Below are 15,907 nucleotides of genomic sequence, written 5' to 3' on the forward strand. Positions count from 1 at the left end.
CCACCCTGGGTGGTCTGCGACCCAAGCCACGAGGCCCTGTGCACGTCAATGTGCCAGGGCCTCGAGTTTTTTCAGCACCTCTTCAGCCAGCAGGGCGTGGCCTCGGGGCGTGAAGTGGAAATCGTCCGCATACAGAAAGCGTTCGGCCGCATCGGGCTGCACCAGGGTCTGGGCCGAGCAAAAGACGGCGCTGGCCGAGGGGACGGTGTTGGTGCAGGCGGGGGTCTGGACGTCGATCAGGCCATAGGTGGCGGGTTGGGCCAGCAGGCGTTCCCCCAGCGGGCCCCAGTCGACCCAGACCAGGCCGGGTGGCTGACCCAGGGCGGCCTGCAGGCGCTGTTCGAAGCGCTGCGCCCAGGCGCGCACCTGGCGCCGCTGTTTCTCATCGAGCCAACGCTGCGCAAATGGGTTGTTGGAAAAGTCGAGGGCCAGGCCCAGCACCACCAGCGGAGCACCGTGTTGCAGCAGGCGTTGCACCTCGGCGGCCAGATCGTCGGCCGCCTGCTCGACACCCGCCGTGGCCTGGGCCAGTGCCTGGTCTTCGTCCAGCCCGGGCGGGCGCGACCAGAACGCGGCATCGAACTGGGCAAAGAGGTCGTTGCCACCGGCCGCCAGCAGAACCAGCTCGCCCTTGGCCATCGGCCCCTGGGCCAGGCGGGCCGAGATCTGAGCCCGCACCGGTGTCACGTCATCATTTCGGCCCAGGGCGCTCACACCGGGGAGCAGGGCCACGCGGGCACCGCCCTCGGCGTAGTCGTTGCCCCCCACCACCTGGGCCTGGGCGCCGTCGCCCACCAGGCGCCGAGGTGTCAGTTTCACGCCATAGCGGGCCGCCACCACTTCGGCCCAGACCTGGCCCGGGTTGACCGTGAACTTGCCGGGTTGGGAGGAATCCCCAGCAAAAGGACCATAGGTGCCCACATCGCTGAGGCTGTCGCCGAACACAGTGACCTGCTGCACGTGCAGCTGGGGGGCCGGGGGGGCGTCGCTGCCGCCGCAACTGGACAGCAAGAGGGCCAGTGAGAGCCAGAGGCTCAGGCGGGGTGAGGTCGGTGTTTTCATGGGGCTGCATCCTGTAAACAGAAAGCAGCCACTCTAGAAAGGCCCGCCGGTCAGCCGGAGCGGGGCTGGCTGGACGGTTGGCGCAAGGGGCACGGGCGGTTTCGCGGCCCCTGACAACCGCTCAGAAAGATTCCCAATCGCCCTCGGCGCTGGGGGCTGGTGCGGCGCTGATGCGGGGCGTGGCGGCGGGTGTTGGCGCAGGGGCGGGTGCCGTGGTGGCCTTGCTGGCCGCCTTGCCAGGCAGGGCCTTGGCGGGCGCGGCGCTCACCCGCGGGACCGGCGCGGCGCGGGGGGCGGCCGGGCGCAGGGGGGCCGCGGGCCGCAGGCGGGGCGCGGCCACTTCGCTGCCATGCACGCGGAAGCGGGCCACCACCTCGGTCAGGCGCATGGCCTGTTCGCGCAGGCTGTCCGCCGCTGCGGCCGATTGCTCGACCAGGGCCGAGTTCTGCTGGGTCATCTGATCGAGCTGGTTGACGGCGGTGTTCACCTGGGCAATGCCCTGGCTTTGCTCCGAGGTCGCGGCGCGGATCTCGCCGATGATGTCGGTCACGCGCTGCACGCTGGCCACGATCTCGGTCATGGTGTTGCCGGCGTTGCCCACCAGGCGGGTGCCGCTTTCCACCTTTTCGACCGAGGCGCCGATCAGCGACTTGATCTCTTTGGCTGCCTCGGCACTGCGACCGGCCAGGCTGCGCACCTCACCGGCGACCACGGCAAAGCCGCGGCCTTGCTCACCGGCGCGGGCGGCTTCCACCGCCGCATTCAAGGCCAGGATGTTGGTCTGGAAGGCGATCCCGTCGATGACACCGATGATGTCGGAGATCTTCTTGCTGCTGGTGTTGATCTCTTCCATGGTGGACACGACTTCCGACACCACCTGACCCCCGCGCTGTGCCACTTCGGCGGCCGAGTTGGCCATCTGGTTGGCCGTCTGGGCCGAGTCAGAGGTTTGTTGCACCGTGCTGGTCAGCTCTTCCATGCTGCCGGCGGCGGCCTGCAGGTTGCTGGCGGTCTGTTCGGTGCGTTGTGACAGGTCGGTGTTGCCCTGGGCGATCTCGCTGGAGGCGGTGGCAATGCTGTCGGTGGCCGAACGCACCTCGGTCACCAGGCGCCGCAAGGACACCACCATGTGCTCCAGCGCATCCAGCAACGAGCCCGCCGGCGAGGGGGGGATCTGCACGTCCAGATTGCCTTCGGCCACTTCCGACATGGCCGCCATGGCCACGGTCGGGTCGCCACCGATCTGCTGGATCACCGAGCGCGACACCATCACCCCGATGCCGCCCACGGCCAGGATCACGAAGGCCACGATGCCCAGGTCGAACAGCAGCGTGTCACGCACCATCTTGTCCACGTCATCGGTGTACACGCCCGAGCCCACCATCCAGTTCCAGGCGTCCAGGCGGATGGCATACAGCGTCTTGGGCACCAGGGTCTGCTGGCCTGGGCGGGCGAACTGGGTGGGCACGAAGGCGCGGCCGTCCTTGCTGGCGCGGATGGCGTCGGCCAGCAGCTTGATGATGTCGGTGCCGGCACCGTCCTTGATCTGGCCGGCCATGTCTTTGCCCTCCCATTCGGGCTTGATCGGGTGCATGACACCTTTGCCGTCCAGGGTCCAGATGTAGAAGTACTCGGTCTTGCCTTCGGGGCCGCCGTAGCGCGACACGCGCAGCGCGTCCTTGGCCGCGGTCTGGGCGTCTTCGAGCGACATGGCGCCGCTGGCGGCCTTGGCCTGGTAGGCCGCCAAAATGCTGTAGGCCCCTTGCACGGCCGTGGTCAGTTGTTCCTGGCGGGCGTCGATGATCATGCGCCGCTGCTGCAGCAGCGAGCCGATGGCCAGCACAGCGATGGCCAGCAGGGCCATGGACATCAGCAGCAGGATCTTGGTTTTGAAACTGAGTTTGTTCATGGTGGAGGGGGCTGAAAATTGAAGTGAGGGGCCGAATGAATTCTTCGGTCCGATGGACGCGCTTTGCACGCGGATGAGGGGTATTTTCGACGCGACTTCCGAGGCTGAGGAGTCGGGTCGGGCCATTAAGTAAAGACCCTATGATCTGGGTCATGGTGCGGCTTGACCTGTGTTCGCTGTGCGGTCGTGACGGGGCCGCTGCAGGCTGGGTTCACTGCGTCGTCAGAGGGCGCCGTGTCCCGGGGGCGGCTGTATCCGTTGGATACCCCTCTCGACCTTGCGACGCATGGCCTGGACTTAAAATGAAGCCATGCTGCAGCAACGAACCCTCAAGACCCTGACCCGCGCCGTGGGCGTCGGCCTGCACAGCGGGCAACGGGTCGAACTGACCCTGAGGCCTGCGCAACCCGACACGGGCATTGTGTTCCGTCGCATCGATCTGCCCGAGCCGGTGGACATCCCCATCACCGCTCAGGCGGTGACCGACACCCGGCTGGCCTCCACCATCTCGGCTGGTGGGGCCAAGGTTCACACGGTGGAGCACCTGATGTCCGCCTGTGCCGGTCTGGGCATTGACAACCTGTACGTCGACATCACCGCCGAAGAGGTGCCCATTCTCGACGGCTCCTCGGCCTCGTTCGTGTTTCTGCTGCAGAGTGCCGGCATCGAGCTGCAGAAGGCGCCGCGGCGTTTCATCCGCGTCAAGCACCCGGTCGAGGTGCGAGAAGGCGAGGGCGCGCAGGCCAAATGGGCCCGCCTGACGCCTTACCACGGCTACAAGCTCAATTTCGAGATCGACTTTGGTCACCCTGCGGTGGATTCCACGGGCCAGTATGTGGCCTTTGACCTGGGCAGTGGCAATTACAGCCGTGACATCGCCCGCGCTCGCACCTTCGGCTTCACGCGTGACTTCGAGATGCTGCGTTCCAATGGCCTGGCCCTGGGCGGCGGGCTGGACAACGCCATCGTGATGGACGACTACAAAGTACTCAACAGCGACGGGCTTCGCTACGACGATGAGTTCGTCAAGCACAAGATTCTCGATGCCATGGGCGATCTGTACCTGATCGGCAAGCCGCTGCTGGCTGAGTACACCGCTTTCCGCTCGGGTCATGCCATGAACAACCGCTTGCTGCGCGAACTGCTGGCCCACCCCGAGTGCTGGGACATGGTCACTTTCGAGGACGAGCGCCAGGCGCCGGCCGGCTTTGCCCAACCTGCCCGGGCCTGGTAGGCCAGTCCCCCACCGCTGATCACGCCCATGTTGCTGTTTCGCTGGTTGGTCCTGTTGCTGCTGTTGGGGGCCGCCGTTTGCTTTGCGTTTTATGTTGGCACCGGCCAGCCCCGCTTCAAGCGCTGGGGCTGGGCTGTGCTGAAGTGGACGCTGATCGCGGCCTTTGTCTTCTTTGCGGTGCTGATTCTCGAACGACTGGCCTGACGCCGACACCCTGCGCCGCGTATACTTCGCGCTGCTCCGGGGTGCACCATGTGCTGAGACGGCGGCTGTTGGATCGAATCCGGCAGGCACGCTGAACCCGACGAACTTGATCCGGTTAATACCGGCGTAAGAAGAGCTGAACTTCAGGCCTCTGGTCCTCCCTGCGGAGGGCGGCAGGCCGCAACACCCCCGCCAGGGGCTCGGTTGCAGGGTTCACTCCGGGGCTTTCAGTCAGCCTGCCGGAAAGGACCCACACCATGAACGCCCCCGATCTCCAAGCCCGCGAAAAATTCGCCGAGTTGCTGTCGCTCACCCGCGAACCCTTCCCTGCCTCCACCAAGGTCTACGAGGCAGGGGCCCTGCACCCTGATCTGCGGGTGCCCATGCGCCGCATCGACCTCAGCAATGGCGAGCAGGTCACGGTGTACGACACCTCGGGCCCCTACACCGAGCCCAGCGCCGCCATCGATGTGCGCCGCGGGCTGCCCAGCGTGCGCGGTGAGTGGATCGCCCGCCGTGGCGACACCGAAACCTACGAAGGCCGGGCCCGCGTGGCCCTGGACGACGGCCAGAAGGGCGATGCCGAGGACCTGCGCCTGCAAGGCCTGCGCGCCGAGGCCGCGGGCCTGCAACGCCGACCGATCCGTGCCAAGGCGGGCCGCAACGTGAGCCAGATGCACTACGCGCGCCAGGGCATCATCACGCCAGAGATGGAGTTTGTGGCCATCCGCGAAAACGGCCGCCGTGAATGGATGGCCCAGTACCTGGCCGACGAGGCCCGCGAAAAGCGCCTGCAGGGCAACCCCATGGGCGCCATGATCCCGAAGATCATCACGCCCGAGTTCGTGCGTGATGAGGTGGCCCGGGGCCGCGCCATCATTCCGGCCAACATCAACCACCCCGAAGTCGAGCCCATGGCCATCGGCCGCAACTTCCTGGTCAAGATCAACGCCAACATCGGCAACTCGGCCGTCACCTCCAGCATCGAGGAAGAGGTCGAGAAACTGGTCTGGGCCATCCGCTGGGGCGCTGACAACGTGATGGACCTGTCCACCGGCCGCAACATCCACACCACGCGCGACTGGATCGTGCGCAACAGCCCGGTGCCCATCGGCACCGTGCCCATCTACCAGGCCCTGGAGAAGGTGGGCGGCGTGGCCGAAGACCTCACCTGGGAGATCTTCCGCGACACCCTGATCGAACAGGCCGAACAGGGCGTGGACTACTTCACCATCCACGCTGGCATTCGCCTGGCCCACATCCACCTGACCGCCAACCGCCGCACCGGCATCGTCTCGCGCGGGGGCTCGATCATGGCCAAATGGTGCATCGCTCACCACAAGGAAAGCTTCCTCTACGAGCATTTCGAAGACATCTGCGACATCATGAAGGCCTACGACGTGAGCTTCTCGCTGGGCGACGGCCTGCGGCCCGGCTCGGGCTCGGACGCCAACGACGAGGCTCAGTTTGCCGAGCTGCACACCCTGGGCGAGCTGACCCAGGTGGCCTGGAAGCACGATGTCCAGACCATGATCGAAGGCCCCGGCCACGTGCCCATGCACATGATCCAGGCCAACATGACCGAGCAGCTCAAGCACTGCCACGAAGCCCCGTTCTACACCCTGGGCCCGCTGACCATCGACATCGCCCCGGGCTACGACCACATTGCCAGTGCCATCGGTGCCGCCATGATCGGCTGGATGGGCACGGCCATGCTGTGCTACGTCACGCCCAAGGAGCACCTGGGCCTGCCCGACCGTGAAGACGTCAAGCAGGGCATCATTGCCTACAAGATCGCGGCGCACGCGGCGGATGTGGCCAAGGGGCACCCGGGTTCAAGAGCCCGCGACGACGCGCTGTCGCAGGCGCGCTTCGATTTCCGCTGGATGGACCAGTTCAACCTGAGCCTGGACCCTGACACGGCGCGCAACTTCCACGACGAGACCCTGCCCAAGGATTCGGCCAAGGTGGCGCACTTCTGCTCGATGTGCGGGCCCAAGTTCTGCTCGATGAAGATCACCCAGGAGGTGCGCGAATTTGCCGCTCAGGGCATGGCCGAGAAATCCGACGAGTTCAAGCGCGCCGGGGGTGACCTCTACGTGCCGATCAAGCCGGTGGCCTGATCGCGCAGGCCCTTGAGTGGCCACGGAGGGCGGGGCGCACCGGCTGGGTCCGGCCGGCGCTCAACGTTCCTCGGTGCGCTGCAATACCAGCCGGGTCAGGGGCATGGTGAGGTTTTCGGGCTCCACCGGGTCAGGGTGCCCCTGCAGGTACACCATCAGGCGTCCGCGCCGCAGCAGCACGTGGCTGACGGTCATGTCCCGGCCTTGCCAGCCCACGCTGCAGCCTGGCTTGTACAAGGCCAGGCTGTAGGTCAGCGGCGCCACGGGGGGCGCGGCAGTCACTGGGGCGTTCGGTTCCGGGCGGTCCAGGGCAGCAGAGGCTGCATCGGCAGCTGGAAGCTCGAAAGCCTCGTCAAGGGTGGAGAACATGGGTGATGGGTTGGCCGGTGCCGGCCGGCAGGAGGATCCCCGCCAGCGGTAGTTCGAGCGTAACCCAGTCGGGCGGGTGAAAACCGTCGAGCAGGTGGCAAATTGCCCCCCATTCCCGGGCCCCTGCCCAGGGCATCAGTAACTGCGCCCGCTTTTGTACATCGCGTGGGTCTTGCGCTGCAGGGTGCCGCCAGCCTCGTTCAGGCGGCTCATGGCCTGGCCCGCGTGGGCGTGGGTGATGGCCATGCCCAGGGCGTCGGCGGCGTCCGTGCCGGGCAGGCCGGGCAGTCGCAGCAGGCGGCGCACCATCTCCTGTACCTGCGACTTGGCCGCCCGTCCGTGGCCGACCACCGCCTTCTTCATCTGCAAGGCGGTGTACTCGGCCACCGGCAGGTCGCATGACACCAGGGCCGTCACGCAGGCGCCACGCGCCTGGCCCAGCAGCAGGGTCGATTGGGGGTTGACGTTGACAAAGATGATTTCAACGGTGGCAACCTCTGGCTGGTAGCGGGCACTCACCTCGCGGATGCCGTCGTACAGCACTTTAAGGCGCCCGGGCAGGTCGCCCAAGGCCAGGTGGGTGGTCTTGATGGTGCCGCTGGCCACGTAGCTCAGCTGTGAACCCTGAACGTCGATCACGCCAAAGCCGGTGGTCTGCAGACCGGGGTCGATGCCAAGAATTCTCATGAGGCCGCCAGTGTAGAGGGTCTCACGCAGGGACTGGTTCAGGAGCAACTTGGCAAACCCTGACCAGGGTCAGATCGTGTGAATGTGATCGCGGATTTACAATTGTTACCTTTACCTCCGATGGGACATCCTCCATGAACTTGAGAGCAGGGGGCTCGGGCGCGGACAAAGGCCTTGCCACGCAGCAGCAACGTCTGCTGCTGCGTCTGGCCGCCCGTCATCGCCAGCGCTCTCTGGTGCAGGCGCGTGGGCGCTGCTTCTCGGCGTCGTTGGATCTGGCCCTGGACGCCCACAAGCGGGGTCTGGCCGTCACGCTGCTGCGCTGGCGCGTGGTGGGGCAGGACGATTTTGTCGACCATTGGGCCGTGCGTTTTGATGACAAGCAGGCCCTGGACCTGAGCAGTGTGCAATTCGATCCGGCCGGCCGCCTGCTGCAACCGATCGGCCTGTACCCCACGCAGTTCGTGGACTGTCGTGAGTACCCGGCCAGCTTGTTTCTGCCCACCTATGCCCGGGTGGCCCTGCACCGGCGCGGGCGCCTGCCCCTGACCTTTCTCAGCTCGGTGTGCAGCGCCATGTGGCGCCATGACCTGGGCATCGCTTGGCGGCGTCTGTCCCTGCGGGAGGTTGCAGAGGTGACCTTGCGCTATGGGGCTCGGCGTCTGGTGCTGGGCATCGAACGTTGGCGCCGCAACCTGGAGCGACGCGAGCGGCGCCTGCGCGGTTTGCCGCCCACAGGACAGACGATGTTGTGAGCGCCCCGTTCAGGGCAGGATCGAGTTGCTCATCCGGCCCTGGATCACGCTGCTGCGGCTGGCCAGGTAGGGTGAGTTGGGCATCTGTTCAAAGTACTTGGGCCGCGGCAGCATCACGGCCAGACGGGCGGCTTCGGCGGGGCTCAAGCGGGCCGCCGGCTTGCGGAAGTAGTGCTGGGCTGCAGCCTCGGCCCCAAACACGCCTTCACCCCATTCGACGCTGTTGAGGTAGATCTCCAGGATGCGCTGCTTGTCCAGAAAGGCCTCCAGCAACAGGGTCAGCATCAGCTCCTGGGCTTTGCGCGGCAGGGTGCGCTCGCCTGACAGCAGCAGGTTCTTGGCCAGTTGCTGGGTGATGGTCGACCCCCCCACCACCTTGGGCGAACGCGTCTTGCTGGCGCTGCCAGGGCGCAGGCTCTGCACACGGGCCTCGGCCTGGGCATTGCGTTTCCAGGCCTTCTGGATGGCGTCCCAGTCCACACCGTCGTGTTGGGTGAAGCCATCGTCCTCGGAGGCGATCACCGCCCGCTTGAGGTGGTCTGAAATCTGGCCATAGGGCACCCATTGCTGCTGCCAGCGCAGGTGCCCGGTTTCGCGCCGGATGCGCACCGCCTCAGAGCGCTGGAACGCGGTGGAGGCCGGGTCCAGAACCGTCAGCGTCGCCACCCGCAGCACAAAGAACAGCTCCAGCGCCAACCAGGCCAGCAACAGGCAGGCGCTCCAGCGCAGCAGGGCTTTCATGGCCTGGCGTGCTGCCTCACAGTTGCTGGCGCAACTCAGCCAGAACCTGGGCTGAAGGCGGGCGCACGCCGCGCCACAGGGCAAAGGCCTCGGCCGCCTGTTCCACCAGCATGCCCAGACCGTCGCGGCCCTGGGCTCCGTGGGCACGCGCCCAGTCGAGGAAGCCCTGGGCCGCCGGGCCGTACATCATGTCCAGGGCCAGGCAGCCGGGGCGCAGCACGCTGGCGGGCACGGGCACGCCGGCACCGCTGAGGCTGCTGGCCGTGGCGTTGATGACGACGTCGAAGCTGCCTGTCAGTGTTTCCAGCGCCGGGGCCTCCAGGGCCACACCGTGGCTGCGGGCCAGGGCCTGATGCCGGGCCACCAGGGCGATGGCCTTGTCGTGGGTGCGGTTGACCACGGTCAGGCGGGCTGGGCCTGCCTCCAGCAAGGGGCCCAGTACCCCGGCGGCCGCCCCGCCGGCACCGATCAGCAACAGATCCTGGCCTCGCAGCGGCACGCCCGCGTTGTTCTGCAGGTCGTTGACCAGCCCGATGCCGTCGCTGTTGTCGGCGTACAGCCCATCGGCGCGCAGGGTCAGCACATTGGCGGCGCCGGCCAACTCGGCGCGAGGGCTCCGCACCTTGGCCGCCTGAGCCGCCTCGAACTTGAAGGGCACGGTCACGTTGCAGCCCTTGCAGTCTTCAAGCTGCAGCTGGTGCAGGGTTTCGTGGAACTTGTCGAGCTCGACAAGCCGGCGCCCGTACTGCAGGCGCTGGCCGGTCAATTCGGCAAAACGGGTGTGGATCCAGGGCGAGCGGCTGTGTTCAACCGGGTTGCCCAACACGCAATAGTGGTCTTGGCTCATGAAGAGGGCTGGCTGGGGCCTGGTGCGCAGGCCGGGTTTGTCTCGGTTGTGTCTCGGGTCGTCTCAGAATTTCAGCGCGATTATCGGACGTTGGCTTCCAGGGTTTCATCGCGGGTGAAGCGAAAGCGCGACACCACCACGATCTGATCGGCCTGGCGACGCATCGCCGGGTTGAAGTTGCCAAAAGGCTCGGCCGAGCGCGCAATGGCCTCGGCTCGCCGGTCCAGCGTGCGGTTGCCTGAGCTTTGCACGATCTCGGTGGACAGCAGGCGCCCGCTGGCATTGATGGTCAGCGTCATGGTCAGCTCGCCATACAGTTTCTTGCCGTCTTTCTCGGGGAAGTTCTCGGTCCCCTTGTCTTCCACCTTGTGGCGCAACTGGTCGTAGTAGGTGGCATACACCTCTTCGCGTGTGGCCGGGCTGATGTAGCGTTTTTTGGGACGGGCATTCTCTTCGTTGATGCGCCGTTCGATCTCGGCCAGCAGCTTGAGCAGTTGGCGGCGCTTCTCCTCCTGGGCCTGCTCCTGGGGTGTCAGGCTGCTGCGGGTCGGGTCGGGCCGGGGCAGGCTGGCGAGTTGCTGGTGCACGCTGGTCAGCATGCGGGCCTGCAGTTGTTCCAGTGCAGCCAGCTGGCGCTGGCTTTCTTCGAGGGTGTCGCCCACGCTGTTGAGTGCCGAACTCGGCAGGGGCGAGGTGGCACGGCCCCGGCTGGCCTCGCCACCGCCCGCCAGGCTGGCCTGGGCGATGGCCGTGGGCCGCTCGGCCCGGGCGTCCGACTTGGCGTTCACCAGAATCACTTCGAGCGGGGTGTCCTGGAACACCCGGTTGAAGGATTCCGGGTCGACGATGCGCAGCGTCAGCAGGCCGGCATGCACCAGCGCTGACACGGCCAGCGTGATCTGCAGGGTGCTGAGGTGGTGCAGGAAGGCGAGGGCTCGCACGGTGAGAGCGGGTCGGGTCGGGTCAGGGACTCAGGCGGTGCTCGCTTCGCCCGCAGCGGGCTCTGCTTCGTTCACATCCACCGCAATCGCGATCGGGCCGGCCACGGGCTCGTCGTCGCCCTCGTCCTCGTCGCCAGCGTCCAGCGGCAGTTCGGCATCGAGCCGCTCCACGATGGTGCCACTGACGTCGAGCGCGATCTCGTCGATCTCACCCAGCTTCACCCGCACCCGGGCGCCGCGCGGCAGCCCGTTCATGCCGTGGGCCGCCAGCACCAGGGGCAGCTCGTCGGCGCGCACCAGCACGCTGCCGTTGGGGCCTTCCTTGAACACGGCCGCGGTCAGCTCGGTGATGGCGTTCTGTTGCACGTACTTCAGCGTCCAGAAGCGCTCCATGCCGGCCTGGTAGCCGTTGTAGGCACTGTAGGCCGCATCGAAGCCACTGATGATCGAGAACAGTTCCGCGTCCTTGGGCTTGAACGGGGCCGCCAGGGCCGCCGTCTTGCCGTGGCGGGCGCAGGCGATGATCTGCCATTGATTGACCAGGTCGGTGTAGCGGCGCAGGGGCGAGGTGCTCCAGGCGTAGGCCTTGACGCCGATGCCCGCGTGCGGCTGGGCCTTGGTGCCCATGCGCACCTTCACCCCGGGGGCCAGGCTGGCCTGGCTGCGGTAGATGCCGGGCACGCCGCATTCGGCCAGCCACAGGCCCCAATGGCTGTTGGCCAGGATCATCGCCTCGGCCACGATCAGGTCGAGCGGGGCGCCGCGCTGGCGCACGCTGATCTGCACGGTTTCGTGTCCGCTGGGCTCCGCGCCGTCGTTGCCGACCAGGCGGAAGTTGTAGTCGGGTCGGTTGAAGGTTTCGGGCTTGCCGCGCACCACCTCACGGCGGGCCTTCAGGGTTTTGGCCAGGCGCCACAGAAAGGCCATGGTGGCGTGGGTCATGCCCCCGGGCAGTTCGGTCTGGCCCGGGTTGTCGCTCTCCATCCAGGCCTCGGTGACCACCTTGTCGAGCTGGTCGTGGCGCAGGTTGGCCGCGATCGGCACGCGTTCGAGCCGGGTTTCGCTGGCCTGGATCTCCAGGCTGGCCTCGTCAAAGGTCACGTACAGCGACACCGCCGGGCAGGCGCGGCCCTCGGACAGGGTGTAGCGCTGCACCACCTCGTCGGGCAGCATGGTGATCTTGTAGCCCGGCATGTAGACGGTGGACAGGCGATGCCGGGCCACCTGGTCGATCGGTGTGCCGGTCTGCAGTGCCAGGCCGGGCGCTGCAATGTGCACGCCCAGGGTCACCTGGCCACTGCCCAGGCCCTGAACCGACAGCGCGTCGTCGATCTCGGTGGTCTGCGAGTCGTCGATCGAATAGGCCTGCACGCTGGCCAACGGCAGCTCGTCGGTGATTTCGGGCGCTTGCAGGACCGGAAACCCCGTGCCCTTGGGGAAGTTGTCGAACAGAAAGCGCTTCCAGTGGAACTGGTAGGCCGAGTCGATGGCACCCGCCTGACGCAGCAGGTCCAGCGGCGCGGTCTGGGTGGCGCGTGAGGCCTCGACCACGGCCTTGTACTCGGGCGCGTTCTTGTCTGGGCGGAACAGGATCTTGTAGAGCTGATCGCGGATCGGCTGCGGGCATGCGCCCTGGCCCAGTTCGGCGGCCCAGTCGGCGATCTGTTGCAGCAACAGCTTTTTCTTCTCGATCGCGGCCAGCGCCTGCTGCACGATCTCGGCCGGGGCCTTCTTGTAGCGGCCCTTGCCAGCGCGGCGGAAGTAGTGAGGGGCCTCATGCAGGCGGAACAGGGCCGCCGTCTGCTGCACCAGGGTGGCCTGTTCGCTGAAATAGTCGCGGGCCAACTCGGCAAAGCCGAAGTCTTCTTCGGGCGCAAACTCCCAGGCCAGCTCCAGCTCGATGCCTTCGGCTGCAGCCTGGGCCTGGGCGATCAGCTCGCCAGGGGCGGGCTTGTCAAATTTGAGCAGCAGGTTGGCGGCCTTGACCTTGACCCGCTTACCCGATTCCAGTTCCACCTGCAGGGAGCTATCGGCTTCCGACAGAATGCGTCCGGCCTGAAATTTGCCGGCTTCATCAAACAGTGCGTACATGCCGCGATTGTCCCCTAGACCAGATCCAGAAAACCCAGCACCTCATCGAGGTGGGCCGGAAAATCACTGAGCGCATGGTCGCCGCCCTCCAGCACATGCAGGCGCGCACCGGCGTAGCGCGCACTCATTTCTCGCCAGTCCAGCACCTCGTCGCCCTGGGCGATCAGGGCCAGTTCGGGGCCTGGAGCGCAGCGGCCTTCCCCGGCCATGGCCTGCAATTCGTCGACAAAACGGGGCTCGAAATAAAAGCGCTGTTCGGGCTGATGCCAGAAGGTCTGCTCGCCGATGTAGCGTGCCAGGTCGCGTGCTGGATCCACCGCCGGGTTGATGAGCACCGATCGGCAGCCCGTCTGGCGCGCCACCCACGAGGCGTAAAACCCACCCAGCGACGAGCCCACCACGGCCATGCGGGCCTGCGGCCAGTCGCGCAGGCCTTCGCTCAGCAGTTCGGCGGCGGCACGGGGCGAGGGGGGCAACTGGGGACACCACCAGTGCACCTGGGGGTGCCGTTCGGCCACTGCTGCGGCCATCTGGCGGGCCTTGGCCGATTGCGGGGAGGATCGGAATCCGTGCAGGTACAGCAGGTGGGTGGTGCAGGGCATGGGCTGGATAGGCACTGTGGACGGATTCACGGCGAATTGGAAGGCTGAAGTTGGGGTTGCAGTTGAGATCACGGCCGGTCAACAGGCCCTAAACTGGGCGGCATGGCGGGCGCATGCCTGCCCGCCCTGAAACGCCCCGATTCTTCTATTTTGCGACATGAGTGAGCCCAAGTCTGCTGCGCCACCGCCCGAGGCGGGGATCCTGCTGCCCCACGAGGCAGTGGCTGCCGCGCTGGCTTGGCCCCAGGCGCGCTGGGAGCAGGGCCTGGCCGAAACCCCCGAGGAGGGCGTGTTTGCCGCGGGGGTGCTGCTGGCTGAAATGCTCACCGGCACGGCCTCCGAGCAGCGTGCGGCGGGCCGCTCGCACGACGCGCTGGAGCGCCGCTTCCAGGACCTGCCCGAAGACTGGGGGCGCAACCTCGACCCGCCTTTGCAGGCCCAGATCACCCGTGCCCTGAACCCCGAGCCCGAGCTGCGCTTTGCCCAGGTCACCGAGTTCCAGGCCGCCCTGTCGGCCTGGGCCGGCACGACGGCGGCACGCACGCTCGAGACCTTGCTGACGCGCATGCGCCGCCAGGGCGACTTTCCGGCCCTGGCCGACTCCATGGGCCGCATCCTCAAGGTGGCCGGCTCCGACGATCACAGCCTGGAAGACCTGGCCCGCGAGATCCTGCGCGATGTGGCCCTGACGCAGCAGTTGCTGCGCCTGGTCAACAGCGCGCAGTACGCCCAGGTCAGCGGCATGGTGACCACGGTGTCGCGGGCCGTGGGGCTGGTGGGCTTCAATGGGGTGCGTAACCTGGCCTTGAGCCTGAAGCTGCTGGAGCGCATGCCCGACCAGGCGCACGCGGTCCAGCTCAAGACGCAGTTCCTGCGCGCGCTCATGGCGGGCTCGCTGGCCAGTGAGCTGTGCGCGGTACAGCACCTGCGCGAAGACGCTTTTCTGGCTGCGCTGTTCCAGAACCTCGGTCGCATGCTGCTGGGCTATTACTTTCCAGCCGAAGCGGTGCAATTGGAGCGGGCCGTGGCCGAAGAGCGCTTTTCGGGCGGCGAGGTCACGGCAGCCATCCATTACCTGGGCCTGAGCCTGGAAGACTTCGGCTGCGGTGTGGCGCGCAGCTGGGGCCTGCCCACCGACCTGCTGTATTGCATGCGCCGACCTTTCGGCCGCCCCCCGGCCCGCCGCCCGCAGACCGGGCGCGAGTACCTGCGCTGGCTGGCCGTGGCGGCCAACGACCTTACGGCCGCGCTGGCTGGCCCTGACAGCGTTGAGCCGGCGCAGCGCCTCAAGGCCGTCACCGACCGCTATGCCCGGGTACTGGGCCTGGGGGCCGAAGATTTCCAGGACGGCGTGATCCAGGCCCAGGCCCGCCTCAAGGGCATGGCCGACGCCCTGGGCTTTCCGGCCAGCCAGACGCGCAGCCTCACCCAACCCGTACCTCAACCCGTACCCCAGCCCGCCCCCCAGCCTGCTCCACAGGGGGGACCACCCTCTTGGCCAACCCCGGCTGCCCCCGGGGCCCTTGCCGCACCGGCGCCTGCGCAGGGGGCTGCACCAGCGCCCGTGGTCCTGGCGCCCAAGGCGGCCATGGCCGCGGCACCTGTGGTGCGGTCACCAGCCGGCGAACCCGCCCCGGCAGTCGCTCATTCGCGGCCTGCACCCCTGGGGCCGGCAGCCGGGCCCTCGTCCACCCAGGCTCGCACGAGCCGGCTGGGCCGTCAGCACGAGGCCCTGCGCGCGCTGGAGCGCAGCCTGCAGTCCTGGCTGGACGAGCCCGATGCGGCCCGCCAGGTGCCATTGGCGGAAGGCTTGCGCAAGCTGGTCACCGGCTTGCACGGCGCGCTGGAGACCGATCGGGTGGTGTTTTGCCTGCGCGACCCCCAGGCCGCTGCCGTGTCGGCCCGCCTGGCCGTTGGGGTGGGGGCGGCGCCACTGCAGGCGGTTTTCCGCGTCGAGTTGGGACCGGGGCAGGGCGGCGCGCTGGGCCAGGCCTGCCGCAGCGGCGAACTCACGGTGGTGCCCGATGTGGCCTCCGACCCGGCCTTGCGCCGGCAATTGCCGGCCTGGTTGTGCGAACCCGCGGCACCTGCCGCCTACTGGTTGCTGCCCCTGCTGCACCGCGACAACGTGTTTGCCCTGTTGTATGCCGACACCGCCACGCCCGGCACCTTGCTGATGGACCCGGGCTCACGCGAACTGCTGCGCAGACTGGGCGCGCAACTGGTGCAGTTGTTCCGCTTGCGCCAGGCGCGTCCCGACAAGGCGGCCTGAGCGGCACCTGCCCCGCGGCCAGCGTGCGGCGCACTCAGTAGCCGGGCCGGCCGGTCAGACTTGTCGCTGG

The 15,907-nt window shown here is 67.4% G+C and carries 14 protein-coding genes and 1 riboswitch; of the genes, 5 read left to right on the forward strand and 9 right to left on the reverse strand.

The window, feature by feature from the left end; all coding sequences use genetic code 11:
• Window positions 1–45 precede the first annotated feature (45 nt).
• Complete coding sequence (locus AC07PT_RS11715) at window positions 46–1,062, reverse strand: SGNH/GDSL hydrolase family protein (RefSeq protein WP_494656747.1); 1,017 nt, start codon at window positions 1,060–1,062, stop codon at window positions 46–48.
• Between the two features lie 121 nt (window positions 1,063–1,183).
• The gene (locus AC07PT_RS11720) at window positions 1,184–2,971 is read right to left on the reverse strand and encodes a methyl-accepting chemotaxis protein (protein WP_494656748.1); all 1,788 of its coding nucleotides are present in this window, start codon (window positions 2,969–2,971) and stop codon (window positions 1,184–1,186) included.
• Between the two features lie 310 nt (window positions 2,972–3,281).
• Here AC07PT_RS11720 and lpxC point away from each other — a divergent pair, with 310 nt between their 5' ends.
• The 3 genes from lpxC (at window position 3,282) to thiC (ending at window position 6,532) form a co-directional block, all read left to right on the forward strand.
• Window positions 3,282–4,205, forward strand: coding sequence for a UDP-3-O-acyl-N-acetylglucosamine deacetylase (lpxC, locus tag AC07PT_RS11725; protein WP_019574093.1), 924 nt, complete (start codon window positions 3,282–3,284; stop codon window positions 4,203–4,205).
• A gap of 27 nt (window positions 4,206–4,232) precedes the next feature.
• Complete coding sequence (locus AC07PT_RS11730) at window positions 4,233–4,409, forward strand: hypothetical protein (RefSeq protein WP_492348208.1); 177 nt, start codon at window positions 4,233–4,235, stop codon at window positions 4,407–4,409.
• A gap of 27 nt (window positions 4,410–4,436) precedes the next feature.
• A riboswitch (TPP riboswitch) is annotated at window positions 4,437–4,559 on the forward strand.
• A 107-nt stretch (window positions 4,560–4,666) separates the two neighbouring features.
• Window positions 4,667–6,532, forward strand: coding sequence for a phosphomethylpyrimidine synthase ThiC (gene thiC, locus AC07PT_RS11735; protein WP_494656749.1), 1,866 nt, complete (start codon window positions 4,667–4,669; stop codon window positions 6,530–6,532).
• A 60-nt stretch (window positions 6,533–6,592) separates the two neighbouring features.
• Here the strand turns inward: thiC and AC07PT_RS11740 are convergent, their stop codons facing one another.
• Both AC07PT_RS11740 and ruvC read right to left on the reverse strand, forming a co-directional pair.
• Window positions 6,593–6,901 carry a hypothetical protein gene (locus AC07PT_RS11740; protein WP_492348210.1) on the reverse strand — a complete coding sequence of 103 codons (309 nt, stop codon included), beginning with the start codon at window positions 6,899–6,901 and terminating at the stop codon, window positions 6,593–6,595.
• Window positions 6,902–7,036: 135 nt separating this feature from the next.
• Window positions 7,037–7,588 (reverse strand): crossover junction endodeoxyribonuclease RuvC, encoded by a 552-nt coding sequence (ruvC, locus tag AC07PT_RS11745; RefSeq protein WP_492348211.1) that lies wholly within the window; start codon window positions 7,586–7,588, stop codon window positions 7,037–7,039.
• A gap of 134 nt (window positions 7,589–7,722) precedes the next feature.
• Between ruvC and AC07PT_RS11750 the strand changes: the two genes are divergently transcribed.
• Window positions 7,723–8,343 (forward strand): hypothetical protein, encoded by a 621-nt coding sequence (locus AC07PT_RS11750; protein WP_494656750.1) that lies wholly within the window; start codon window positions 7,723–7,725, stop codon window positions 8,341–8,343.
• A 9-nt stretch (window positions 8,344–8,352) separates the two neighbouring features.
• Here the strand turns inward: AC07PT_RS11750 and mtgA are convergent, their stop codons facing one another.
• The 5 genes from mtgA to AC07PT_RS11775 all read right to left on the reverse strand — a co-directional run bounded on the left by mtgA (window position 8,353) and on the right by AC07PT_RS11775 (window position 13,565).
• Window positions 8,353–9,084 (reverse strand): monofunctional biosynthetic peptidoglycan transglycosylase, encoded by a 732-nt coding sequence (mtgA, locus tag AC07PT_RS11755; RefSeq protein WP_492348213.1) that lies wholly within the window; start codon window positions 9,082–9,084, stop codon window positions 8,353–8,355.
• A 16-nt stretch (window positions 9,085–9,100) separates the two neighbouring features.
• On the reverse strand, window positions 9,101–9,931 hold the full coding sequence (gene aroE / locus AC07PT_RS11760) for a shikimate dehydrogenase (protein ID WP_492348214.1): 831 nt from the start codon (window positions 9,929–9,931) through the stop codon (window positions 9,101–9,103).
• An 80-nt stretch (window positions 9,932–10,011) separates the two neighbouring features.
• Entirely contained in the window at window positions 10,012–10,872 is an 861-nt protein-coding gene (locus tag AC07PT_RS11765; RefSeq protein WP_492348215.1) for an energy transducer TonB, read from the reverse strand.
• A gap of 30 nt (window positions 10,873–10,902) precedes the next feature.
• Entirely contained in the window at window positions 10,903–12,963 is a 2,061-nt protein-coding gene (locus AC07PT_RS11770; protein ID WP_494656751.1) for a ribonuclease catalytic domain-containing protein, read from the reverse strand.
• A 14-nt stretch (window positions 12,964–12,977) separates the two neighbouring features.
• The gene (locus tag AC07PT_RS11775; RefSeq protein ID WP_492348431.1) at window positions 12,978–13,565 is read right to left on the reverse strand and encodes a YqiA/YcfP family alpha/beta fold hydrolase; all 588 of its coding nucleotides are present in this window, start codon (window positions 13,563–13,565) and stop codon (window positions 12,978–12,980) included.
• 157 nt (window positions 13,566–13,722) lie between these two features.
• On the opposite strand from AC07PT_RS11775, the gene AC07PT_RS11780 reads away from it, so the two are divergent.
• A complete protein-coding gene (locus AC07PT_RS11780) occupies window positions 13,723–15,837 on the forward strand; it encodes an HDOD domain-containing protein (protein WP_494656752.1) in 2,115 nt (704 codons plus the stop codon).
• Window positions 15,838–15,907 lie beyond the last annotated feature (70 nt).

Source organism: Curvibacter sp. GW821-FHT09D12 (assembly GCF_059416245.1).

Coding starts and splice junctions, on each gene's coding strand:
- AC07PT_RS11715 (WP_494656747.1), bottom strand. CDS start 1,062: ATGAAAACACCGACCTCACCCCGCCTGAGCCTCTGGCTCTCACTGGCC.
- AC07PT_RS11720 (WP_494656748.1), bottom strand. CDS start 2,971: ATGAACAAACTCAGTTTCAAAACCAAGATCCTGCTGCTGATGTCCATG.
- lpxC (WP_019574093.1), top strand. CDS start 3,282: ATGCTGCAGCAACGAACCCTCAAGACCCTGACCCGCGCCGTGGGCGTC.
- AC07PT_RS11730 (WP_492348208.1), top strand. CDS start 4,233: ATGTTGCTGTTTCGCTGGTTGGTCCTGTTGCTGCTGTTGGGGGCCGCC.
- thiC (WP_494656749.1), top strand. CDS start 4,667: ATGAACGCCCCCGATCTCCAAGCCCGCGAAAAATTCGCCGAGTTGCTG.
- AC07PT_RS11740 (WP_492348210.1), bottom strand. CDS start 6,901: ATGTTCTCCACCCTTGACGAGGCTTTCGAGCTTCCAGCTGCCGATGCA.
- ruvC (WP_492348211.1), bottom strand. CDS start 7,588: ATGAGAATTCTTGGCATCGACCCCGGTCTGCAGACCACCGGCTTTGGC.
- AC07PT_RS11750 (WP_494656750.1), top strand. CDS start 7,723: ATGAACTTGAGAGCAGGGGGCTCGGGCGCGGACAAAGGCCTTGCCACG.
- mtgA (WP_492348213.1), bottom strand. CDS start 9,084: ATGAAAGCCCTGCTGCGCTGGAGCGCCTGCCTGTTGCTGGCCTGGTTG.
- aroE (WP_492348214.1), bottom strand. CDS start 9,931: ATGAGCCAAGACCACTATTGCGTGTTGGGCAACCCGGTTGAACACAGC.
- AC07PT_RS11770 (WP_494656751.1), bottom strand. CDS start 12,963: ATGTACGCACTGTTTGATGAAGCCGGCAAATTTCAGGCCGGACGCATT.
- AC07PT_RS11775 (WP_492348431.1), bottom strand. CDS start 13,565: ATGCCCTGCACCACCCACCTGCTGTACCTGCACGGATTCCGATCCTCC.
- AC07PT_RS11780 (WP_494656752.1), top strand. CDS start 13,723: ATGAGTGAGCCCAAGTCTGCTGCGCCACCGCCCGAGGCGGGGATCCTG.